This window comes from Tenacibaculum soleae (assembly GCF_030549005.1).
Lineage (GTDB): Bacteria > Bacteroidota > Bacteroidia > Flavobacteriales > Flavobacteriaceae > Polaribacter > Polaribacter soleae.
The window spans coordinates 34598-57174 of record NZ_JAUOSW010000001.1; the positions used below are offsets into that span (position 1 = coordinate 34598).

The 22577-nt window shown below is 30.6% G+C and carries 23 protein-coding genes; 14 read left to right on the plus strand and 9 right to left on the minus strand.

The genetic code is table 11. The annotated features are described in order from the left end of the window. Positions 1-12: 12 nt before the first annotated feature. The 7 genes from Q4586_RS00140 (at position 13) to Q4586_RS00170 (ending at position 8178) form a co-directional block, all read left to right on the plus strand. Positions 13-246, plus strand: coding sequence for a hypothetical protein (locus tag Q4586_RS00140; protein WP_068701439.1), 234 nt, complete (start codon positions 13-15; stop codon positions 244-246). 3 nt (positions 247-249) lie between these two features. Next, a complete protein-coding gene (locus Q4586_RS00145; RefSeq protein WP_068701440.1) occupies positions 250-1071 on the plus strand; it encodes an alpha/beta hydrolase in 822 nt (273 codons plus the stop codon). A gap of 16 nt (positions 1072-1087) precedes the next feature. Further along, positions 1088-2422: a tRNA lysidine(34) synthetase TilS gene (gene tilS, locus Q4586_RS00150; protein WP_303525192.1), complete on the plus strand. Its 1335-nt coding sequence runs from the start codon at positions 1088-1090 to the stop codon at positions 2420-2422. Positions 2423-2427: 5 nt separating this feature from the next. Further along, positions 2428-4392, plus strand: a complete 1965-nt coding sequence (locus tag Q4586_RS00155) for a protein-disulfide reductase DsbD family protein (RefSeq protein ID WP_303525194.1) — start codon at positions 2428-2430, stop codon at positions 4390-4392. 82 nt (positions 4393-4474) lie between these two features. Then, entirely contained in the window at positions 4475-6013 is a 1539-nt protein-coding gene (locus Q4586_RS00160) for a YifB family Mg chelatase-like AAA ATPase (RefSeq protein WP_303525197.1), read from the plus strand. 79 nt (positions 6014-6092) lie between these two features. After that, positions 6093-7100, plus strand: a complete 1008-nt coding sequence (locus tag Q4586_RS00165; RefSeq protein WP_303525199.1) for a TlpA family protein disulfide reductase — start codon at positions 6093-6095, stop codon at positions 7098-7100. Positions 7101-7995: 895 nt separating this feature from the next. Then, complete coding sequence (locus Q4586_RS00170; RefSeq protein ID WP_068701452.1) at positions 7996-8178, plus strand: hypothetical protein; 183 nt, start codon at positions 7996-7998, stop codon at positions 8176-8178. Positions 8179-8235: 57 nt separating this feature from the next. Here the strand turns inward: Q4586_RS00170 and ahcY are convergent, their stop codons facing one another. Next, on the minus strand, positions 8236-9552 hold the full coding sequence (gene ahcY / locus Q4586_RS00175) for an adenosylhomocysteinase (protein WP_303525203.1): 1317 nt from the start codon (positions 9550-9552) through the stop codon (positions 8236-8238). A 63-nt stretch (positions 9553-9615) separates the two neighbouring features. Between ahcY and Q4586_RS00180 the strand changes: the two genes are divergently transcribed. The 7 genes from Q4586_RS00180 to Q4586_RS00210 all read left to right on the plus strand — a co-directional run bounded on the left by Q4586_RS00180 (position 9616) and on the right by Q4586_RS00210 (position 15217). Further along, positions 9616-10242, plus strand: coding sequence for a 4'-phosphopantetheinyl transferase family protein (locus Q4586_RS00180; RefSeq protein ID WP_303525205.1), 627 nt, complete (start codon positions 9616-9618; stop codon positions 10240-10242). Positions 10243-10307: 65 nt separating this feature from the next. Then, positions 10308-10568, plus strand: a complete 261-nt coding sequence (locus Q4586_RS00185) for a hypothetical protein (protein ID WP_068701458.1) — start codon at positions 10308-10310, stop codon at positions 10566-10568. Beyond that, entirely contained in the window at positions 10552-11187 is a 636-nt protein-coding gene (pnuC, locus tag Q4586_RS00190) for a nicotinamide riboside transporter PnuC (protein WP_068701460.1), read from the plus strand. The genes Q4586_RS00185 and pnuC overlap by 17 nt, the downstream gene beginning before the upstream one ends. After that, a complete protein-coding gene (locus tag Q4586_RS00195; protein WP_068701462.1) occupies positions 11148-11759 on the plus strand; it encodes an AAA family ATPase in 612 nt (203 codons plus the stop codon). Before pnuC ends, Q4586_RS00195 begins: the two co-directional genes overlap by 40 nt. A 1-nt stretch (position 11760) precedes the next feature. Next, positions 11761-12165 (plus strand): alternative ribosome rescue aminoacyl-tRNA hydrolase ArfB, encoded by a 405-nt coding sequence (arfB, locus tag Q4586_RS00200; protein ID WP_068701464.1) that lies wholly within the window; start codon positions 11761-11763, stop codon positions 12163-12165. Between the two features lie 382 nt (positions 12166-12547). Continuing rightward, positions 12548-14887: a TonB-dependent receptor gene (locus tag Q4586_RS00205; RefSeq protein WP_176714930.1), complete on the plus strand. Its 2340-nt coding sequence runs from the start codon at positions 12548-12550 to the stop codon at positions 14885-14887. A 150-nt stretch (positions 14888-15037) separates the two neighbouring features. Continuing rightward, complete coding sequence (locus Q4586_RS00210; RefSeq protein ID WP_068701468.1) at positions 15038-15217, plus strand: hypothetical protein; 180 nt, start codon at positions 15038-15040, stop codon at positions 15215-15217. Positions 15218-15251: 34 nt separating this feature from the next. Here the strand turns inward: Q4586_RS00210 and Q4586_RS00215 are convergent, their stop codons facing one another. The 8 genes from Q4586_RS00215 to Q4586_RS00250 form a co-directional block, all read right to left on the minus strand. Continuing rightward, the gene (locus tag Q4586_RS00215; RefSeq protein ID WP_068703860.1) at positions 15252-15518 is read right to left on the minus strand and encodes a heavy-metal-associated domain-containing protein; all 267 of its coding nucleotides are present in this window, start codon (positions 15516-15518) and stop codon (positions 15252-15254) included. Position 15519: 1 nt separating this feature from the next. Further along, positions 15520-15897, minus strand: a complete 378-nt coding sequence (locus Q4586_RS00220; RefSeq protein WP_303525222.1) for a rhodanese-like domain-containing protein — start codon at positions 15895-15897, stop codon at positions 15520-15522. A gap of 7 nt (positions 15898-15904) precedes the next feature. Next, positions 15905-17311 (minus strand): MBL fold metallo-hydrolase, encoded by a 1407-nt coding sequence (locus Q4586_RS00225; RefSeq protein ID WP_303525223.1) that lies wholly within the window; start codon positions 17309-17311, stop codon positions 15905-15907. Positions 17312-17319: 8 nt separating this feature from the next. Further along, positions 17320-19047, minus strand: coding sequence for a SulP family inorganic anion transporter (locus Q4586_RS00230; protein ID WP_303525225.1), 1728 nt, complete (start codon positions 19045-19047; stop codon positions 17320-17322). Positions 19048-19060: 13 nt separating this feature from the next. Next, complete coding sequence (locus Q4586_RS00235; RefSeq protein WP_303525226.1) at positions 19061-20374, minus strand: hypothetical protein; 1314 nt, start codon at positions 20372-20374, stop codon at positions 19061-19063. Positions 20375-20384: 10 nt separating this feature from the next. Next, positions 20385-21407 (minus strand): Holliday junction branch migration DNA helicase RuvB, encoded by a 1023-nt coding sequence (gene ruvB / locus Q4586_RS00240; protein ID WP_068701478.1) that lies wholly within the window; start codon positions 21405-21407, stop codon positions 20385-20387. 160 nt (positions 21408-21567) lie between these two features. Continuing rightward, positions 21568-22275 carry a DUF4197 domain-containing protein gene (locus Q4586_RS00245; RefSeq protein WP_303525231.1) on the minus strand — a complete coding sequence of 236 codons (708 nt, stop codon included), beginning with the start codon at positions 22273-22275 and terminating at the stop codon, positions 21568-21570. A 56-nt stretch (positions 22276-22331) separates the two neighbouring features. Beyond that, a complete protein-coding gene (locus Q4586_RS00250) occupies positions 22332-22496 on the minus strand; it encodes a C1orf53 family protein (protein WP_303525234.1) in 165 nt (54 codons plus the stop codon). Between the last annotated feature and the right edge of the window lie 81 nt (positions 22497-22577).

Here is a 22577-nt window from a genome sequence, read left to right on the forward strand (position 1 = left end):
ATTTACTAAATTATGATAATAGACCAAGAAGAAAAATTTAAGCACGTATTTTCTAAAATAGAAGGAACCATAAATGAACAAAGTTTTTTTAATGCTTTTTTAGATTTATACCCAGAAGCGTGGAAACAACATAAAATTACGTTTTCTAAATTTAAGAGAAGTAAACAATTTGGCCGCACAATTCCGTTACCAAAACCAGAAGTTTCTTTACGAAAAGAAATAAGACAATGGTTACAAAAACAATAAATTATGACACATCAAGAGTTTAATTTCAATTACCATAACACCATTTTTTTTGGGCAATTTTGGCAACCAGAAACCGTGAAAGCTGTTGTGATTATTATTCATGGTATGGGCGAACATTCTGGTAGATACCAACATGTTGCTAAAAAACTAACTGACAATAATTTCGGAGTTATTGCTTTTGATCATTTCGGGCACGGAAAAACCGAAGGAAAAAGAGGTCACAATCCAGGGTTTGATGCTGTTTTAGAAAGCATCTCAAAATTAACTAGCAAGGCAATCAGTGTTTTTGGCAACAAACCAATGTTTTTATATGGGCATTCAATGGGCGGTAATGCTGTAATAAATTATACATTACGTAAAAATCATAATTTTGCAGGAACCATTGCTACAAGTCCAATGTTAAAGTTAGCCTTTGATCCGCCAGCATGGAAATTATCTTTAGGTAAGCTTATGCAAAAAATTGCACCATCTATTACTTTAGGTAATGAACTTGATGCAAACGATATATCTCGCGACAAAGAAGAAGTTAAAAAATATATTAATGACTCTTTAGTACACGATAAAATTAGTCCAAATTTTTCATTATCTTTTATCGATGCTGGCGAATGGGCTATCAAAAATGCTAATACCTTAAAAACACCGATGTATATGTTACACGGTACCGGCGATAAAATTATTGATTATAAAGGCACAGAATCTTTTGCAAACGCATCAAACAAAGTTAGTTTAAAGCTTTATGAAAATGGTTATCATGAATTACAAAATGATTTGTGTAAAGATGAAATGTTGCAAGATGTAGTTAACTGGCTAAATAATCAGTTATAATTTTTTTTACATAAAAATGTTAGAAACTTTTGAAAATCATATTAATAAAAAATTTCCTTTTTTTAAAGAGAAGAAACTCTTAATTGCTATTTCTGGTGGTATTGACAGTGTTGTTTTAACACATTTATTACAACAACTTAATTATACAATTCATCTTGCACATTGTAATTTTCAATTAAGAGGAAAACAAAGTGATTTAGATGAAAATTTTATAAAACAACTAGGAAAACAATTAAACATTGATGTTTTTTCAACACGTTTTGAAACAACTGATTACTCAAAAAAAAACAAATTATCAACCCAAATAGCTGCACGACAGTTACGCTACGATTGGTTTAATAAATTAGTTACAGAACATAATTTTGATTATATTTTAACTGCGCATCATGCTGATGATAATTTAGAAACTTTTTTAATAAACCTAACTAGAGGTACAGGACTAGATGGTTTAACAGGTATTCCTGAAGTAAACAGAAACATTGTTCGCCCATTTTTACCTTTTTCTAGAAAAGAAATTCATCAATATGCTTTAAACAACGATATAAAATGGAGAGAGGATGCCAGCAACTCAGAAACCAAATATTTACGAAATAAAATCAGGCATCAAATCCTTCCTATTCTTAAAGAAATAAATCCAAACATATTAAAAACACACGCTAAAACTACTTCTTTTTTAAAACAATCTCAACAAATTGTCATCGACAAAACCAACGATATTTCTAAAAAAGTACTATCCGAACAAGGCGAGCTATTAAAAATTAATATAACAGAATTATTAAAGCTACCAAATCCTAAACCATACTTATATCAACTATTAAAAGAATATAATTTTACCGAATGGGATGATGTTTATCATTTAATCCATGCGCAATCAGGTAAGAAAATAGTAACAAAATCACATACTTTATTAAAAGACAGAGATTTTTTATTACTTTTGCCCACTAACAAGCATAAAAAAACTGACAATCAGGTAGTTACTATAAATAAAGGCAAAAATCAAATAACCAATCCAATTCATTTATTATTTGAAAACGCTCTTGACAAAACAATTATTGATATAAATAGTATTTTTGTTGATAAAAATTTGTTAAATTACCCCCTCATCGTTAGAAAATGGAAAACTGGTGATTATTTTTACCCTACAGGAATGCAAGGAAAGAAAAAAATTAGCAAGTATTTTAAAGATGAAAAAATGTCAATTTTTGACAAAAAAAACACATGGTTGCTTTGTTCAAATGATAATAAAATTATTTGGATTGTTGGTAAACGACAAGACAGACGTTTTTTAAACTCAGACAAAACAACAAAATTATTAAGAATAACTAATTATAAACAACCCCTTATAAACTAACTCGAATGAAAAAATTATTTACTCTTTTTTTATTGTTTATCGGTTTAACGGTATTTTCACAATCGGATGACAATCCTATTGTAGTTACACCGACCGTTGAAAAAGTTTCAGATACTGAATATGACTTAATTTTCGACATTGAAATTGCCGAAGACTGGCATTTATATTCGCAATACAACCCTGAAGATGCTTCTTTACCTATGACTATTTCTCCTGCAGAAGGTGAAACTGGGTATACTCTTAACGGAAAAGCTGAAGAAAGTGAAACAGAAACAGAATTTAGCGAAATTTGGGGTAAAGATGAAATTTTCTTTGTAGAAGAAGGTAAGTTAGTACAACGTATAACAGTATCAGACGCTAGCTTAACTCAAATTACGCTTAACTTAGATGCACAAGTTTGTAAAGAATACTGTTTACCTTTTGATGAAGATTTCACATTTTCTTTAACAGGAGAAAAGGTTACTCAAACGGTTGCTGAAGTTGATGATAAAAGTCAATCATTATCGCAATCATTAAACTTAAATTTAAAAAACACAGCCTTATTAAAAAGTACCGCTGAAAAATCATCTGAAGATGGTGGTGACACACTATTAAACATCTTTTTATTAGGGTTTGTAGGTGGTTTATTAGCTTTTTTAACTCCTTGTGTTTTTCCAATGGTGCCATTAACTGTATCGTTTTTCACAAAGCATAGTGAAAACAGAGGAAAAGGAATTGGAAGTGCAGTATTATACGGGTTCTTTATTGTATTAATTTATGCTTTATTAAGTGTTCCTTTTCATTACTTAGACACTTTAGATCCTGAAATTTTGAATAGTATTTCTACCAATATGTGGTTAAACTTATTCTTTTTTACTGTTTTAATTTTCTTTGCTGGTTCTTTTTTCGGTTTTTACGAATTAACATTACCTAGTTCATGGAGTAATAAAGCAGATAGTGCTTCAAATATTGGAGGAATTATTGGGGTTTTCTTTATGGCTTTAACTTTAGCTATTGTTTCTTTTTCTTGTACAGGACCTATTTTAGGATCTTTATTAGCTGGATCATTAGGTAGTGATGGTGGAGCTATGCAATTATCAGCTGGTATGGTTGGTTTTGGTTTAGCATTAGCTTTACCTTTTGCTTTATTTGCAATGTTCCCAAGATGGCTAAACTCTTTACCTAAATCTGGTGGATGGTTAAACACAGTTAAAGTATTTTTAGGTTTCTTAGAATTAGCGTTTGCTTTTAAATTTTTATCAAATGCCGATTTAGTTGGGCACTGGGATTTATTAAAAAGAGAAATTTTTATTGGTATATGGGCCTTAATATCTTTACTAACCGCCTTGTATTTATTTGGATTTATTGGGAAAAAATACGGAAAACTAACTTTCTTTAGAGTTCTATTAGGATTAGGTGCTTTAGCTTTAGCTATTTATTTAGCTCCTGGTGTTATGAAAAAACCAATATGGGATCAAAACAAGCTATTAAGCGGATTTGCACCACCGCAATTTCATAGTATCTACAAAAAAGACAATAAATGTCCATTAGGGTTAAATTGTTTTAAAGACTATGAAGAAGGTATTGCATATGCAAAATCAGTAAACAAACCTGTTTTGTTAGATTTTACAGGTTGGGCATGTGTTAACTGCCGTAAGATGGAAGAAAATATTTGGGTAAAACCAGAGATATATTCATTAATAAATGATGACTACGTATTAATTTCATTATATGTTGATGACCACGAAAGACAATTACCTGAAGAAGAACAATTTGATTTTATAAAACCTAATGGTAAAGTAAAAAGAATTAGAACCTATGGTGATAAATGGGCTACCTTACAAGTTGCAAACTTTAAAACAGCCTCTCAACCATTTTATGTATTAATGAGTCCAAATTTAGAATTACTAAACGCACCTCAACAATACTCTGACCATACAACCTATTACAATTGGTTAAAAACTGGATTAGATAATTTTAATAAAAATTAATTTTAAAAATAAAAAAGCCTCTTTTTTAAAGAGGCTTTTTTTATGCTTTATTTTTAGCTATCTTTAACATAAAGAGAAAGTTATGCTAATAAAAACTTATGGATCTGCTGTTTTTGGCATTGAAGCAACCACAATAACTATTGAAGTAAATATTGATAAAGGAATCGGATATCATTTAGTAGGCCTACCTGACAATGCCGTACGAGAAAGTTCCTATCGTATTTCAGCTGCTCTTAATAATAACAATTATAAACTTCCTGGTAAAAAGATAATCATAAACATGGCTCCTGCTGATATTAGAAAAGAAGGTGCGGCTTATGATTTAACAATAGCTCTTGGCATTTTAGCAGCATCAAAACAAATTAGCTCTAACAATATTAATGACTATATTATAATGGGCGAATTATCATTAGATGGAAGCGTACTACCTGTTAAAGGTGCATTACCAATTGCTATAAAAGCGCGTGAAGAAGGTTTTAAACACTTTATTCTTCCAAAAGAAAACGCCAAAGAAGCAGCAATTGTAAATGATTTGGAGATACTCGGGGTTGATAATATTTTGGAAGTTATTAATCACTTTAATGATAAAAACAAAATTGAACCAACTGTTATTGATACTCGGTCTGAATTTTATAAACATGTCGATTTTCCTGAGTTTGATTTTAGTGATGTCAAAGGACAAGAATCTATAAAACGCTGTATGGAAATTGCTGCTGCTGGCGGACATAATATTATTCTTATTGGTCCACCAGGAGCAGGAAAAACAATGCTAGCTAAAAGACTTCCATCCATACTACCTCCAATGTCTTTGCAAGAAGCTCTAGAGACCACAAAAATTCATTCAGTAATCGGTAAAATTAAAAATTCAGGTTTACAATACAACCGCCCATTTAGATCCCCACATCATACCTGTTCAGATGTAGCTCTTATTGGCGGTGGTAATAACTTACCGCAACCTGGTGAAATTTCATTAGCACATAACGGCGTATTATTTTTAGATGAATTACCCGAATTTAAACGCGGTGTTTTAGAAGTTATGCGACAACCTTTAGAAGATAGAGAAGTTACTATTTCAAGAGCACGATTTGCCGTAAATTATCCTTGTAGCTTTATGTTGGTAGCAAGTATGAACCCAAGTCCATCAGGTTTTTTTAATGACCCAAGCTCACCAATGACCTCTTCTCCTGCAGAAATGCAACGCTATTTAAGTAAAATATCAGGGCCTTTGTTAGACAGAATTGATATCCATATTGAAGTAACTCCCGTTCCTTTTGAAAAATTATCAGAAGAAAGAAAAGGAGAATCTAGTATCGAAATAAGGAAGCGAGTAACTAAAGCACGTGAAATACAAACCAAAAGATTTAGTAAATCAAACACTGTGCATTACAATGCACAAATGAATGTAAAACAATTACGAGAATATTGCAAACTATCAAACGAAAGTAAAAATTTACTAAAAATTGCAATGGAAAAACTTAATCTTTCTGCAAGAGCCTATGACAGAATACTTAAAGTAGCTCGCACAATTGCCGACTTAGACAGCGCTGTTTCTGTAACAGGAACACATATAAGTGAAGCCATACAGTATAGAAGTTTAGATCGTGAAGGTTGGTTAGGATAATCTATTAAAACACATTTATTTTATAGAATAATCAGTATTTTAGTTGTCTATTAAACCAACATAAAAACATATCTATATAATGAAAAAAATAATTTATTTAATGGCAATTGCAATTATTGCCGTTTCATGTAAACCTGCTACAAATAACTTTGTTACTTTTTCAGGAAAAATCACCAATAAAAATGCTGATTCAATAATTGTCTCTAATCCACAATTAAAGTTTAACAGGGTAATTAAATTAGATGAAAATGGCCTATTTAAAGACACCATGAATATTAAAGATGGGTTTTACCGTGTTTTTGACGGAAAAGAAACTACTTCTTTATATTTAAAAAACGGCGCAATTATTAACATGACACTTGATACTAAAGAGTTTGATGAAACTGTTACTTTTACCGGTGAAGGATCAGACGAAAGTACTTTTTTAGCAAAAACCTCTTTACTGCAAGAAAACCTTCTTAACGACGAAATGTTATTTACTTTACCAAAAGAAAAATTTGATACTAAAGTAAATAATTACGTAAACGACTTTAACTCCCGAATTGCCAATACTAAATTAGACTCTACTTTTGTTGCTTTTCAAAAACAAAACATTAAAGGCTTAACAAACTACCTTAACAAAACACATGCCGATAAGTTATATTTGGCTACAAAATTAGCCGCAGGTGCCGTATCTCCTAAGTTTGTAGACTATGAAAACTTTAACGGTAAAACAACATCTTTAGACGATTTAAAAGGAAAATATGTTTATATTGATATGTGGGCAACATGGTGTAATCCTTGTAAACAAGAAATTCCTTTTTTACAAAAAATTGAAAAACAATATCATGATAAAAATATCGAATTTGTAAGTATTTCAGTTGATAGCGAAAGAGATCATGGAACATGGAAAACCATGGTTAAAGAAAAAAACCTAACCGGAATTCAATTATACTCTAAAAGAGATAAAACTTTTGCAAGTGCTTATCGTGTAAATAGTATCCCTCGTTTTATCTTAATTGATCCGCAAGGAAATATTGTAACTGCAAATGCACCAAGACCTTCTAGTCCGAAATTAATTGAATTATTCAACTCTTTAAGTATTTAATAAACAATTAAAAAAATATTATAAAAAGGACACTTATCAGTGTCCTTTTTATATTTAAATAATCTTAATACCTTCTGGAGACAGAACAATTATTAGTTAAAATTATCCTATAAAACATTTTACTTTTTTAATTATTAGTTTTTATCAAAAAGTATTCATCACATAAGTCTATATAAAAACAACTTATGAATTAACAAATCCCTACTTTTAACTATATTATATCCTTCTTTATCTTCATGCCATAGCCTAAAGTAATATAGTAGAAAGATATATTATTTTAGATATAAAGCTATTAGGTTTATTAAGTTATCAAACCATGATGAAACAAAAGGTTTTCTCAAAACATTTACGATAAATTGATGATAGATAAAAATATTTAAGAGATAGCGTAAACTATTTTTAGAGCCAAATTGAAGAAAAAAAATAAGAGATATTTTAGATATAATCAACTTAACAAGAGATGTGTCTCTAAAAATAATTGACGAGCTTATTCTTCCCTAATAATCTTCGAAAACAAAATAAATATTGGTTTTATTATGAAATAATAAATTTATATAACCTCCTTAATAAGAAAGCAATTTTAAGCTATCAATGATGACAAGATGCGTATATTATGATCTACCTTAAAACCATAGGCTTCTATTTTTAAATTTTCTTAAAACAAGAAAAAAAATTATATTGCACGTAAATTAGTTGCTATAATATTACAAGTCATAAAGCTATAAATGACTCTAAAAAAAATAATCATAAACTTTCTATTCTTTTAGTATTTTATTTCCGTACATAAAAGACTAAAACAATAGTTATTTAAAATATTCTTTCGCGAAGAATAGACATACACCTTGAGTGTCTTTAAATAGTTCAAGGATTTAATCAAATTTATAATTAATTAAAAATGAAAAAATCTATTTTAAACTTAGGAAAAGCATTAAACAAACTTGAACAAACAGAAATTAACGGAGGAGGGCCTTCTGGAAGAAGATGTGATCGTTTATTAAGAAGAGCAGATAGATACTTAGATAACGGAAATCTAAACGGAGCAGATAGAGTATTAGATACTTATGATAGAATTTGCTAATAAAATTAAAAAACCTCGCCAATGGCGAGGTTTTGTATATATACTAAAAACTACCTTTTAATATCTATAATGTTCTGGCTTAAACGGCCCATCAACAGTTACACCGATATAGCTTGCTTGCTCTTCGCGTAACTCAGTTAATTCAACACCAATTTTAGCTAAGTGTAATTTTGCTACTTTTTCATCTAAATGTTTTGGTAACATGTATACATCGTTTTTGTATGCTTCTTTGTTATTCCAAAGCTCGATTTGCGCCAACGTTTGGTTTGTAAATGAGTTAGACATTACAAAACTTGGGTGCCCTGTTGCACAACCTAAATTTACTAAACGTCCTTCTGCTAAAATAATAATATCGTTTCCTGCAATGTTGTATTTATCAACTTGAGGTTTGATAGTATCTTTTGTGTTTCCGTGATTTTTATTTAACCAAGCCATGTCAATTTCGTTATCAAAATGTCCAATATTACATACGATAACTTTGTCTTTCATTGCTTCGAAATGACGTCCTTGAATAATATCTTTGTTTCCTGTAGTTGTAATAATAATATCAGAATTACCAACAACAGTTTCTAGTTTTTTAACTTCAAAACCGTCCATTGCAGCTTGTAATGCACAAATAGGGTCAATTTCTGTAACTGTAACGATAGATCCTGCTCCTTTAAAAGAAGCTGCTGTACCTTTACCTACATCACCGTAACCACATACTGTAACACGTTTACCAGCTAACATAATATCAGTTGCTCTACGAATTGCATCTACTGCAGATTCTTTACAACCATATTTGTTATCAAATTTAGATTTTGTTACAGAATCGTTTACATTAATTGCTGGCATTGGTAATGTACCTGCCTTTACTCTATCATATAAACGGTGAACTCCTGTTGTAGTTTCTTCTGATAAACCATTAATTCCAGCAGCTAATTCTGGGTAACGATCTAAAACCATATTTGTTAAATCTCCACCATCATCTAAAATTAAATTTAATGGCTTTTTGTCTTCTCCAAAAAACAATGTTTGCTCAATACACCAGTCAAATTCTTCTTCGGTCATATCTTTCCAAGCATATACTGGCGTTCCTGCAGCAGCAATTGCAGCAGCAGCTTGATCTTGTGTAGAAAAAATATTACAAGAACTCCAAGTTACCTCAGCACCTAAAGCTTGTAAAGTTTCAATTAAAACCGCAGTTTGAATGGTCATATGTAAACATCCTGCAATTCTTGCTCCTTTTAATGGTTGTTCGTTTTTATATTCTTCACGCAAGCTCATTAATCCAGGCATTTCAGCCTCTGCCAATTCAATTTCTTTTCTTCCCCAATCAGCTAAAGAAATATCTTTTACTTTATAAGGAACGTATGTAGCGGTTTTTGTGCTCATATTTTTGTATATTTATGTATCTTAAATTTTAAGTCGCAAAATTACGAAATAACTTTCTAAAATATGCCTGTTCACAAAACATTAACGGTAAACGAAACTACTAAAGTATTGATTTGGAAGATTGAAGAATCTTTTGAAGATTTAGCTGATGGTATTACACTTACGCAAAGAAGTAGCGATCGACTAAACAATATGAAATCAGATTTACATAGAAGAGGGTTTTTAAGTGTACGTCATTTACTAAATAAAGTTGGCTATACTGATGCTGATTTAGTTTATGATGAGTTCGGAAAACCGCATTTAAAAGACGGTAAATTTATTTCAATTACCCATTCTTTTACCTTTTCTGGTATTATAATTTCTGATGATAAACCTGTTGGAATTGATATTGAAAAACAACGTGATAAAATTTTAAAGATAGCTCATAAATTTACGCCGATTGAAGCCTATAAATCAATTGCAAATCATGATGCTTTGGTTAGTAAGTTAACTATAGTTTGGGGAGCTAAAGAAAGTTTGTATAAAATTTATGGAAAGAAAAAACTACTCTTTTTAAACCATATTTATATTGAAGATTTTTCTTTTGAGACTAACGAAACTACTGGTAAAATTTTATATGAAGGTGTTACCGATGAATACCAAATTAACTTTTTAGAAACCGAAGGCTTTACTTGTGTGTATGCGCATTAAAAAAATATGTATTGCTAAATAGCATTTACAATATTTGTAACTTTGCTTTTTAAAAACATTGGTTTATGAAAATATCAGTAGAACTTACGTTAACACCACTTCAAAACGAATTTGAAACTCCTATTATTAATTTTATAAAAAAGCTAAGAGCTTCGGGTTTAACAATTCTTGAAAACCCGTTAAGTACGCAAGTGTATGGTGATTACGATACCGTAATGAAAATGGTAACAGACGAATTAAAAAATACTTTCGAATTAATAGATAGCGGAATATTATTTATGAAAATTGTAAAATCTGACCGCAGTAACTATGAACCAAGCTTTTAGTTTTCTTTTTGAGCAATACTCAACCTACGACACTATTGATGTTTGGCTAGAAATTATTGCCGTAATTTTTGGTTTTTTGTCTGTTTGGTTTTCTAAACTAAATAAAATATTAGTATTTCCTACCGGAATGATTAGTACCGCAATTTTTGTATATCTTCTCTTAAAATGGGAATTACTAGGTGATATGATGATAAACGGTTATTATTTTATAATGAGTGTTTATGGCTGGTATATTTGGACTCGTAATGTTAATGATACTACTAACGTTACGCCTATTTCTAGCACAACTTTAAAAGAAAAAAAAACAAGTGTTTTTATCTTTATAGCTACATTAGTTTTTGTTTTTGGAGTGTACACTTATTTTGATAAATGGAATAATTGGACAGCCTATGTAGATACAGTTACTACCGCAATATTTTTTGTAGGAATGTGGCTAATGGCAAAAAGAAAAATAGAAAATTGGATTTATTGGATTATTGGGGATATTATTTCTGTTCCTTTATACCTTTACAAAGGTTTTACATTTACAAGTTTTCAATACTTAATATTTACCTTTATTGCCGTTAGTGGCTATTTAGCATGGAAAAAAAACTTACACAAACAAAAAGCAATCTTGTAAAAGTTGTATTGTTCGGGCCCGAAAGCACTGGTAAAACAACACTTTCTGGACAATTAGCGCGTTATTACAATACGGTTTGGGCGCCTGAATTTGCGCGTAAATATTTACAAGATAAATGGAACAACGAACGCAAAATTTGTGAACAAAAAGACATAATTCCGATTGCAGAAGGACAGATAAAACTAGAAAATGATTTAGCACTTAAAGCAGATAAAGTTTTAATTTGCGATACCGATTTACTTGAAACCAAAGTATATTCAGAAGAGTATTATGGCGGATTTGTTGAAGATGAATTAGACGAAGCTGCTATAAAAAGCGAGTATGATATTTACTTTTTAACCTATATCGATACTCCTTGGGAAGCGGATGATTTACGTGACAGACCCGAACAGCGCTTACAAATGTTTACTGCTTTTGAAAATACGCTAAAAAAATACAATCGACCATACGTTTTATTAAAAGGTGATAAAGAAACTCGATTAAAAAAAGCCATCGAAGTAATTGATGAATTACTTGCTAAAAAAGAAAACTTATATTCTTTTTCAAACACCTTAAATAAGCTTTCTTTATAAAATGAATACGCTAGAGTTACTTAAAGAATTAAAATTTAAAGCCATTAGAAGTTCTGGGGCTGGCGGGCAGCACGTAAACAAGGTGTCTTCTAAAATTGAGCTAACTTTTAATCTTACCGATTCTAGCCAATTGTCGGAAAATCAAAAAGAAATCCTATCTAAAAAATTAGCTAACCGGCTTACCAAAGAAGGTGTTTTAATTCTTTTTTCTGATGAAACTCGTTCGCAACACAGAAATAAAGAATTAGCTATAAAACGTTTTTTAGAACTAATTACACAAGGTTTAAAAAGGCCTAAGATTAGAAGAACCACCAAACCTACAAAAGCATCTGTAAAAAGAAAGGCTGAAAACAAACAACGGAATGCCCTAAAAAAAACACTTCGAAAAAAACCAAAACTGGATTAAGTATTCTAATATTAGGCAAACAAACTTAGCCCTGATTGAACGGTTTGTTTGAGCTCTTTTGAGGCACGAAAAAAGCGAGTAGTGAAAGCAGGAAATAGCTTCAAAAAACAGGTGTTAATTTGTTTTTCAATTATAAAATTCGGTTTACCTTTGCACAGTTCTCATAAAGGGGTGCCTATATCGGCTGAGATCATACCCAATGAACCTAGAACAGGTAATGCTGTTTAGGGAGGCGATAATCGCCATTTTGTAAACAAGTTGTTCGTGGATATTTATATGAAATAATCTTATAAAAAATTCTTGTAATAACGTTTTAATTATTCAAAAAAAAACAGAGTAATTACCTCTTTTTATTCGATTTTATTTAAAAAAAATGAGACCGATGTCTTTTATTAAACAAGTGAAGATAGTAGCTTTTTTAATGGTAATTTTTGCAACCTTAACAGCAAACGCACAAGATTTTATTTTATCAGGAAAAGTAGTTAATAATAATCAAGAACCTCTTGTAGGCGCTACAATTGTGCTTGAAGAATTAAAAAAAGGAACAGCTACCGATTTTGAAGGTAACTTTCAGTTAAAATTAGCTAAAGGAAGCCATACAATTAAGGTTACTTATCTTGGTTTTAACACGTACACTCAAAAAATTAAAATCTCAAAAAACAAAAAAATAAGTATTCAATTAAGTACCGGTTCGACTATTTTAGAAGACGTATTGGTTGCTGCTGTTAGAGTACAAGCAGATGCGCCTGTAACACATTCTAACCTTACTAAAAAAGAAATTTCAAAACGTAATTTAGGGCAAGACATTCCGATGTTATTAAACTATTTACCTAACGTCGTTTCATCATCAGATGCAGGTGCTGGTATTGGCTACACCTATATGAGTGTTCGTGGTTCTGATGCATCAAGAGTAAATGTTACCGTAAACGGAATTCCGTATAATGATGCTGAAAGTCAGGGAACTTTTTGGGTAAATATGGGCGATTTTGCTTCGTCTACACAAAGTTTACAATTACAACGTGGTGTTGGAACTTCTACTAACGGAGCTGGAGCTTTTGGTGCTAGTTTAAATATTTTAACAGATGCTGCTGCTACCGAAGCTGGTGGAGAAATTTCAAATTCTTTCGGATCTTTTAATACTCGCAAACATACTGTAAAATTTACCACAGGAAAAGTTAACGAGCATTTTGAGTTTTCTGGTCGTGTATCAAATATTTATTCTGATGGATATATCGATAGAGCTTCGACTGATTTAAAATCGTACTTTTTACAAGGTAGTTATACCGATGAAAACACCTTAATTAAAGCCTTAGTTTTTGGTGGAAAAGAAAAAACTTACCAAGCTTGGGATGGAATTTCGGCGCAACAATTAAAAGAAGACAGAAGACAAAATCCGTTAACCTACGAAAATGAAATTGATAATTTTCAGCAAGATCACTATCAATTACATTGGAATGAAAAATTAAACAACAACTGGACAACTAATGTTGGTTTAAATTACACACGTGGTAAAGGATATTTTGAACAATTTAAAGATGATAGAGATGCTGCAGATTACAACAATTTAATTGTTGATGGTAGCGATGTAATTGTGCGTCGTTGGTTAGATAACCATTTTTATGTCGGTAACTTTAATGCTACTTATAATAATGATAAGTTAGAAATTATTACTGGTACCTCATACAGCCATTATACAAATAACCATTACGGAGAAATTATTTGGGGAAGCGATTTAGCTGCCAACACAAATATTAGAGATCATTATTATGATGGAAAATCAACTAAAAACGACTTTAACGTTTTTTCTAAAATATCATTTAATCTTACTGAAAAATTAAGAACTTTTATCGATTTACAAAGTAGGTTTGTGAGTTATAAAACAAACGGATTAACATCAAAAAGAAAACCTTTAAATGTAGATGAGAATTTTAATTTCTTTAATCCTAAGTTTGGTTTAACTTATACTTTAAATGATAACAACAGTTTTTATACTTCGTTTGCCAAAGCAAATAGAGAGCCTAATAGAAGTGATTTTAAAGATGGTGTAAATACACATGAAAGCTTAAATGATTACGAATTGGGTTGGCGTTTTAAAAACGATGTCGTTAAATTAAACACCAATGTATACTTTATGGATTATCAAAATCAACTAGTATTAACAGGTGAAATTGATGACACCGGAGATCCTTTACGTGGTACAAGTGGTAATAGTTATCGATTAGGTTTAGAGATTGATGCTGATATAAAATTAACAAACAACCTTTCTGTTCGTCAAAATATTGCGGTAAGTCAAAATAAAAACGTAGATTTTTTTACCAACAGAGATGGCGCTTTACAAGAATTAGGAAATACTACAATTGCTAATTCTCCAAATATTGTAACTGGTAACACATTTACGTATCATCCGTCAGAAAATTTTAAAATTGCATTTTTATCAAAATTTGTAGGCGAGCAATACTTGAGTAATACGGATACCGAAGCTTCAAAATTAGATAGCTACTTTACAAGTGATTTAAATATTATTTATGAGATAGAAACGAAATCTATCTTTAAATCAATTGTATTTACTGGTTTAGTAAACAATATTTTTAATAAAGAGTATGTTGATAGAGGTTATATTTATTTAGATTATTGGTCTACACCTGGTACGACGCAAGAAGCACAAGGGTATTACCCGCAGGCAACTATTAATTTTTTAGCGGGAGTAACTTTAAAGTTTTAAAATGTTTTTTTAAATATAACATCTTAAAATAATCTTATAAATTATAAGGTAGTAATTTTATATTGCTACCTTTTTTATTTTTTCAACATAACTTTGGTGAATCTTTAAAAAAGATGCATATTTACTAGCAAATCAATAGCAACTTATAAAATGAGAAAAATTATAATCTTAACAATCGCCTTTAGCTTTTTATATAGTTGTGAAGACGATTGTACTAAAGTTGTTAATTTACCAAAGTATGACCACCACAAGGGCTTTATAGATAATTATGAGGAAGTTCCGTGTGATTTTGAAGAACCTGTAACCGACCCTGTTAATGATCCTATTTAAAATAAAAATCCGAGTAAAATTGCTCGGATTTTTATTATTTATTTACTCTACCCACGGCACAACTCACAAAAGATTTTGCCTTGTGTAATACTGTGTTTTTGTCGCCAACCTCAGGATACCCAAGCTTTGCTAACTTTTCTTTTACTACAACTAAGGTTGTTTCATTTGTTATTAAAGTAACTAACGATTTTTCAACATCAACACTTACTTCACTTACTTTATCAATTGCTTTTAATCCGTTTGTAATTGTATTTGCACAACCGCCACATTTTAAATTCTCGATATAAATTTCTTGTTTCATTTTACTTCTTTTTTTGTTTCCATGCGTTATAGCCACCTAAAACATTATAGGTTTCAAATCCTTTTTTTAATAATAATTCTGAAGCTATTTTAGAACGTCCACCAGATCTACAATACAAATAAACTGGTTTTGCTTTATCTAATTTTTTTAAAGCTATATTTTCAAAACCATCTGCAGTTACATTTATTTCTAACGCATTACTAATGGTTCCTTCGGCACACTCAGTTGGGGTACGAACATCTACTAACTGAATAGCTTTATTGTCTTTCAATAACATTTGCAACTCATCAACAGAAATATTTTTTACCTCTACTACTTTTGATGTACAAGAAAATAACATCACAAAAAACACTCCTAACAAAACAATATTCTTTTTCATACTTTATTTATTTTAATGTTGATGAACAAACTGGAGCTGTTCTAACAATATTAGTTTCTCTAATTGCTTTATAACCACCTGCTACATCAATTACATTATGATACCCTCTTGCTTTTAAAATAGAAGCAGCAATTACCGAACGATACCCACCGGCACAATGAATATAAAAATCTTCTTTTTTAGGAAACTCTTCGATATGCTCATTTAAAAAATCTAACGGAGTATTTGGCACCTCAACAATATGTTCATTATCATATTCACCTGGTTTACGTGCATCAAACACCTTTGCTTTATTATTTAAAGCCTCTTCTAAATCATTCGCTGAAACTGAACGTAAAGTATCTATTTCTTTACCTGATGCTTTCCAAGATTCAAAACTACCTTCTAAATACCCTAAAACATTATCAAATCCAACGCGAGATAGGCGCGTTATTGCTGTTTCTTCTTCTCCTTTTGATGTTACTAATAAAATCGGCTGAGTTACCTCTTTTATTAAAGCTCCAACCCAAGGAGCAAATGTACCCCCCAAACCAATAAAAATAGATTGTGGTATAAATCCTTTTACAAATTCAAATTGATGACGTACATCTAAAATAATTGCGTCTGTTGTATTGGCTACTTTTTCAAAATCTGAAACCGATAACGCTTTTGCACCTTTTTTTATAACCTCATCGATAGATTGATATCCTTCCTTATTCATTTTTACATTTAAAGGAAAATACGCTGGTGGTGGCAACAACCCGTCTGTAACTTCTTTTACAAACTCTTCTTTAGTCATATTTGCTCGTAAAGCATAGTTTGTTTTCTTTTGATCACCAATAGTACCAACTGTTTCTTTACTCAGGTTTTTTCCGCAAGCGGATCCTGCTCCGTGCGCTGGATATACAATTACATCATCTGCTAAAGTCATAATTTTAGTACGTAAACTATCGTATAAAAAACCTGCTAAATCATCCTGTGTTAAATCTCCTTTTTGCGCTAAATCTGGACGCCCGACATCCCCTAAAAATAAAGTATCTCCACTAAACAACGCATGATCTTTTCCATTTTCATCTTTTAACAAATACGATGTACTTTCCATGGTATGACCAGGAGTATGCAATGCGGTTATTGTTATTTTACCTAACTTAAAAACCTCTCCGTCTGTTGCTGTATGTGCTTTATAGTTGGTTTTTGCTGTTGGACCGTACACTATTGTAGCACCAGTTTTTTCGGCTAAGGTTACGTGTCCACTTACAAAATCAGCATGAAAATGGGTTTCAAAAATATATTTAATATTTCCTGTATCCTTTGTTGCTTTTTCTATGTATGCTTGTACTTCACGCAACGGATCGATAATTGCGACCTCCCCATCACTTTCTATATAATAAGCTCCTTGTGCTAAACAACCTGTATAAATTTGCTCTATTTTCATAATATTAATTATTCATACGCTTGATGTATATACTGTGCGTATTTTTTTTGATTTTGATTATCTCCTGTTTTAAAAAAATTTACAGCGCCATTGGCACGCATAAAAAAATGATTTATACTTACCACATCTAAGACTCCTCCTTTAAAAAAATCGTCTCTTACTGGGCCTTTTACCCCTGCAAAATAAAATTCTATATTTCTTTTATTATAGTACTTAATACGTTCTTTAAGCATCTCTACTCCTGTACTATCAACTCTGTTAATACTTTCTGCATCTAATACAATTAACTTTAAATTTTCTCCCTTTTTTGCTGTCATCTCCTCTAATTTTTCTCTAAAATAATTTGAATTAGCATAAAAAATTTGTGCGTCAAAACGAAACACTAGAATATCTTCATCTGTAATTACTTCTTTAAACCTGTTTTTGTTTCTATAAAAATCAGAATTTGGTACTTTCCCTAATTCTACCACATAAGGTCTTGAGGTTCTGAAAATCAAAACAATTAATGATAATCCTACTCCGATTAATATTCCGTGCTCTATCCCAAAAAAAATTGTTGAAAAAAAAGTTGCCACTAGTAGCCAGAAATCTAAATTATTAGCTTTCCATAATCTTTTTGCTTCTTTTATATTTATTAAATTAAATACTGCAACAATAATAATAGCCGCTAATATTGTTTTAGGTAAGTGATAAAATATAGGTGTCAAAAAGAGTAAAGTAATTACAACCATAATCACAGACACTATTGCTGCAACTCCTGTTTTGGCTCCTGCTTCTTCATTTATTGCCGAACGAGAAAAACTAGAGGTTGATGGATATGATTGAAATAACGAACCTACGATATTACTTAATCCTAAGGCTACTAATTCTTGATTAGGTCTAATTCTGTATTCATCTTGCTTTGCTTCTAATGTTTTTCCTATTGATATAATTTCTAGATATCCAACCATTACCAAAGTTGCTGCTATTGGAAACAATTCTCTAATTAAAGCAACATCAATAATAGGAATGCTAAATTTTGGCAATCCAGAAGGAATTTCTTTTACGATAGCAACATCAATAAAATGATTTTCAAAAAACCGAAGTGTTACTATTCCTAGCGCAACTACTATTAATGCATTGGGTATTTTTTTACTTATTTTTCTACAAACCATAATTATAATACAAGCTATAACTCCAATAATTGTGGTGTTTTTATTAAAATAGTTTACCCTATTCATAATATCTTCAATAAGAATATGTACTTGATCGCTTTGCAAAAAATCGACGCCAAGTAAATTACGAAACTGATTTAACCCAATAATAAGTGCTACTGCTGATGTAAATCCAATAATTACCGGTCTTGATAAAAAATTTACAATAAAACCTAAACGAAATACCCCCATTAAAAACTGAATACTTCCTACCATTAGCGCTAATAAAATGGCTATAGCAATATAACTTTCAGACCCCATTAAAGCTAATGTAGAAACACCTGTTGCTACTATTAAAGAATCCATTGCCACAGGCCCAACTGCTACTTGCCGTGACGATCCAAAAATTGCATACATTAATTGAGGCACTAGTGCTGCATACAAACCATAAATAGGCGGTAAACCTGCAATTAAGGCATAGGCAATTCCTTGCGGAATTAACACCGTTGCTACAGTTACACCAGCTACAACATCACCTTTAAACTGTGATTTTTTGTAGTTTGGTAACCACGTTAATATTGGTATGAGTTTTTTTAAATTCATTTAAAATACTCGCTTAGTTATTTTTTATAAAATAAAATGGAATTTTCCATTTTAATGTTTCATTATCTTCAAACTTTTTTCTTACCTCTATATTATGCATTCCTTTTTTTAGGTTTGAAATGTCTAAATAAGAAACTACCCCAGCTTGCTTGGTTCTTGAATGCCCATTGTGCCTTAAAAAATCTACAGGTACTTTTTTATCGTCTATATAAATATGATAGTACTTTTGATAACAATTTAAAGCATAAATATTTTTAGCTTCTCTTTGTAATTCTAGTGAGTTTTCAATTTCTTTTTCAAAACGATTACATAATCTTGTTTGAAAAGTTTTTTCGTAACTATAAACTGGAATAAATATTTTTAACACATTTGACTCAATTTTATCCGATTCTATTTCTGGTGTTAATAAAAATGTATTCGTTTTATTTTCAGCTTTATAAAAACTCGCATGTACTTTTGTAACGTTAAAATATTTTTCATGTCCTACTAAGTAAAATATATTCGTTTTTATTATTTGGTTTCCAAATAGAAACATACCTGCAAACAAAAAAGATATTACAAGATATATTAATGATTTTTTCTTTTTAAAGTTAGACCCAAAAATCATTGTTATTTGTAAAATCGATTTATATAATGGTCCGTAAGTTACCATTGATGCAAATTTATTTACTTTAAATGCAATCGTTTGCAGTTTCTCTTTTTCTCGGTTATTTTTTAAATTTGAGATAAAAGTAACAATCATCTGTAAAAATATAAGTACACCAATAAACCCAACTGGTATTAATAGGATATAAGTAGGTAAATATTTTGACAACAAATTAAAAACAAGTAGATAAACACTTGTCGATAAAGACATATAGGCATAGATAAATAACAATGTGAATGCAGCTGAAAAAATTACACTACACAATTCATCTGTTTTTTGAATAGAGTCTTTTAATTTAGGTAATATGCTTAATATTTTTTTTGTGTAAATTTTAGAATACACACTATCTTCAATACTATAATCTGGAAAAACTGAATTTAACCCCACTAAACCAATCCAATAAGCTCTTAAAAAAAAATGTATTACAAACATTGCCGTTAACATACTTACAGCTAAAAGACCGAAAGTTATAATAAAATACCCTATAAAATATTGATTAGGATTCAATACATCTATAAAAAAATTGGTTGCCCAATTAACAATATCAAATAATTTAAAGGTTCCAAAAATAGCGATTGCAGAAACCAAGAGCTCTGCCTCCCAACTCTCTTCTTTTAACCTTTGTATCCAGCCACCTGAAGTCGGTTTTAAAATATTTTTTTTCTTTTTTTTAGCTGCCATTTATTATTTATTAAAAAAGCTCTCCTTGATTTTTTTCTTTTACCCTTCCTAAATGTTTATAGGCTAAATCTGTTACTTCTCTTCCGCGTGGGGTACGCATTATAAACCCTTGTTGAATTAAAAAAGGTTCATACACTTCTTCAATTGTTTCTGTATTTTCACTAACCGCTGTTGCAATGGTGCTTATTCCTACGGGACCTCCTTTAAATTTATCGATAATAGTGGCTAATATTTTATTATCCATTTCATCTAAACCATGAGCATCAACATTTAATGCCTTTAAAGCATATTTTGCAATTTCAATTGTAATACTCCCATTTCCTTTTATTTGGGCAAAATCTCGTACTCTTCGTAATAATGCATTGGCAATACGAGGTGTACCTCTACTTCTACCAGCTATTTCAATAGCTCCTTCCATAGATATTGGCACTCCTAAAATATGTGAACTTCGTTGAATAATTGTTGTTAATAGTTCTGTTGAATAATAATGTAAGCGACTACTGATTCCAAAACGTGCTCGCATTGGCGCTGTTAACAATCCTGAACGAGTTGTTGCTCCGATTAGAGTAAAAGGCTCTAAATTAATTTGAACCGTACGTGCATTTGGCCCAGACTCAATCATAATATCGATCTTATAATCTTCCATTGCTGAGTATAAATACTCTTCTACAATAGGGCTTAATCGATGAATTTCATCAATAAATAATACATCACGTTCATCAAGATTTGTTAGTAAGCCTGCTAAGTCTCCTGGTTTATCTAAAACCGGCCCTGAGGTTACTTTTATACCGACTCCTAATTCGTTTGCTAAAATATGTGCTAGGGTGGTTTTACCTAATCCTGGAGGACCGTGAAATAATGTATGATCTAACGCTTCATCTCGTTGATTAGCAGCTTCTACAAATATTTTTAAGTTTTCAATTGCTTGGTCTTGTCCTGAAAAATCATCAAAAGATAATGGGCGTAGTTTTTTTTCTACATCGAGTTCTTCAGTTGAAAAATTGGTGTTTTCAGGGTTTAAATTTTCATTCATATTGGCACAAATATACTTGAAATATAATGGTTGGTTTGTAATAATTGTTACGTAACAATATTAGTAATGCTAAGATACATATTACTAAATAAAGGTATCAAACAAAAAACCTGAAACAAAAAAATGCTTCAGGTTTTATTTATTTTATAGTATGTTATGCTTACTTTTTATCTTGTAAAGCAAACACTTGTCGTAACAAAGCAGTATCACGTAAACCTACTTTTTCGCGAATTCCTTTTTCTTCAACAGCGATCATTGTAAAAACTCCTTTTAAGGCTTCAGCTGTTACATAATCTGTTAAATCTGGATTTACCTTATTTACAAATGGAATACTATTGTATTTATTTATTAAATTATTCCAAATTTTATCGGCTCCTACTTTACTAAAAGATTTTTTTATTACAGGGTTAAATTGATTGTATAGTGCTGTATTTGTTTTTCCTTTTAAGTAAGAGGTTGCTGCGTTTTTATCTCCTAATAAAATATTTTTTGCATCGTTAAAACTTATTTCTTTAACTGCGTTTACAAAAATTGGCGTAGCTGTTTTTACAGCATCTTCTGCTGTTCTGTTAATTGCTTTTAATCCTTCATCAGCTAAATTACTTAAACCTATTTTTCGTAAGCCTTTATCTACTGCCTGTAATTCTTTCGGCAAAATAATCTTTACCAATTCATTACGATAAAAACCGTCTTTTGCTGTTAATTTAGATACTTGATGTTGAATTCCTTTATCTAACGCTTGTCTTAAACCATTACCTATTTGTTCTTGAGATAAAACACCTCCTGTTGGTAATTGCTTTACAACTTTTTGCAGTTCAGCGCATCCTGTTAATAGAACAATGAATGCTAGTGCTATAATTTTTTTCATTTTTATTTAATTTTTATACTCTATTTATTAGAAACAATTATTTAATAATTGTCACACTATTTAAAACTATCTGTTTTTTTATCATAACCATACGGGCAATGTTTACAGCCATTTTTACAACAATAACCGCGTCTTAAATGATACGACTCTTTAAAAACTCGGTACCCGTCTTCATTTATATAATACTCATCTGGAGTAGCTTTTAAAATTTTATTTATCATATTACAAATATCAAAAAAAAAGCAACATTAAATCAAATTTTAATCACTTTTGATTTAATGTTGCTTTTATATTTATTGAAA

Excerpts from the sequence above, each read along its gene's own strand:
- Q4586_RS00140 (WP_068701439.1), top strand. The coding sequence starts at position 13 with ATGATAATAGACCAAGAAGAAAAATTTAAGCACGTATTTTCTAAAATA.
- Q4586_RS00145 (WP_068701440.1), top strand. The coding sequence starts at position 250 with ATGACACATCAAGAGTTTAATTTCAATTACCATAACACCATTTTTTTT.
- tilS (WP_303525192.1), top strand. The coding sequence starts at position 1,088 with ATGTTAGAAACTTTTGAAAATCATATTAATAAAAAATTTCCTTTTTTT.
- Q4586_RS00155 (WP_303525194.1), top strand. The coding sequence starts at position 2,428 with ATGAAAAAATTATTTACTCTTTTTTTATTGTTTATCGGTTTAACGGTA.
- Q4586_RS00160 (WP_303525197.1), top strand. The coding sequence starts at position 4,475 with ATGCTAATAAAAACTTATGGATCTGCTGTTTTTGGCATTGAAGCAACC.
- Q4586_RS00165 (WP_303525199.1), top strand. The coding sequence starts at position 6,093 with ATGAAAAAAATAATTTATTTAATGGCAATTGCAATTATTGCCGTTTCA.
- Q4586_RS00170 (WP_068701452.1), top strand. The coding sequence starts at position 7,996 with ATGAAAAAATCTATTTTAAACTTAGGAAAAGCATTAAACAAACTTGAA.
- ahcY (WP_303525203.1), bottom strand. The coding sequence starts at position 9,552 with ATGAGCACAAAAACCGCTACATACGTTCCTTATAAAGTAAAAGATATT.
- Q4586_RS00180 (WP_303525205.1), top strand. The coding sequence starts at position 9,616 with ATGCCTGTTCACAAAACATTAACGGTAAACGAAACTACTAAAGTATTG.
- Q4586_RS00185 (WP_068701458.1), top strand. The coding sequence starts at position 10,308 with ATGAAAATATCAGTAGAACTTACGTTAACACCACTTCAAAACGAATTT.
- pnuC (WP_068701460.1), top strand. The coding sequence starts at position 10,552 with ATGAACCAAGCTTTTAGTTTTCTTTTTGAGCAATACTCAACCTACGAC.
- Q4586_RS00195 (WP_068701462.1), top strand. The coding sequence starts at position 11,148 with ATGGAAAAAAAACTTACACAAACAAAAAGCAATCTTGTAAAAGTTGTA.
- arfB (WP_068701464.1), top strand. The coding sequence starts at position 11,761 with ATGAATACGCTAGAGTTACTTAAAGAATTAAAATTTAAAGCCATTAGA.
- Q4586_RS00205 (WP_176714930.1), top strand. The coding sequence starts at position 12,548 with ATGTCTTTTATTAAACAAGTGAAGATAGTAGCTTTTTTAATGGTAATT.
- Q4586_RS00210 (WP_068701468.1), top strand. The coding sequence starts at position 15,038 with ATGAGAAAAATTATAATCTTAACAATCGCCTTTAGCTTTTTATATAGT.
- Q4586_RS00215 (WP_068703860.1), bottom strand. The coding sequence starts at position 15,518 with ATGAAACAAGAAATTTATATCGAGAATTTAAAATGTGGCGGTTGTGCA.
- Q4586_RS00220 (WP_303525222.1), bottom strand. The coding sequence starts at position 15,897 with ATGAAAAAGAATATTGTTTTGTTAGGAGTGTTTTTTGTGATGTTATTT.
- Q4586_RS00225 (WP_303525223.1), bottom strand. The coding sequence starts at position 17,311 with ATGAAAATAGAGCAAATTTATACAGGTTGTTTAGCACAAGGAGCTTAT.
- Q4586_RS00230 (WP_303525225.1), bottom strand. The coding sequence starts at position 19,047 with ATGAATTTAAAAAAACTCATACCAATATTAACGTGGTTACCAAACTAC.
- Q4586_RS00235 (WP_303525226.1), bottom strand. The coding sequence starts at position 20,374 with ATGGCAGCTAAAAAAAAGAAAAAAAATATTTTAAAACCGACTTCAGGT.
- ruvB (WP_068701478.1), bottom strand. The coding sequence starts at position 21,407 with ATGAATGAAAATTTAAACCCTGAAAACACCAATTTTTCAACTGAAGAA.
- Q4586_RS00245 (WP_303525231.1), bottom strand. The coding sequence starts at position 22,275 with ATGAAAAAAATTATAGCACTAGCATTCATTGTTCTATTAACAGGATGC.
- Q4586_RS00250 (WP_303525234.1), bottom strand. The coding sequence starts at position 22,496 with ATGATAAATAAAATTTTAAAAGCTACTCCAGATGAGTATTATATAAAT.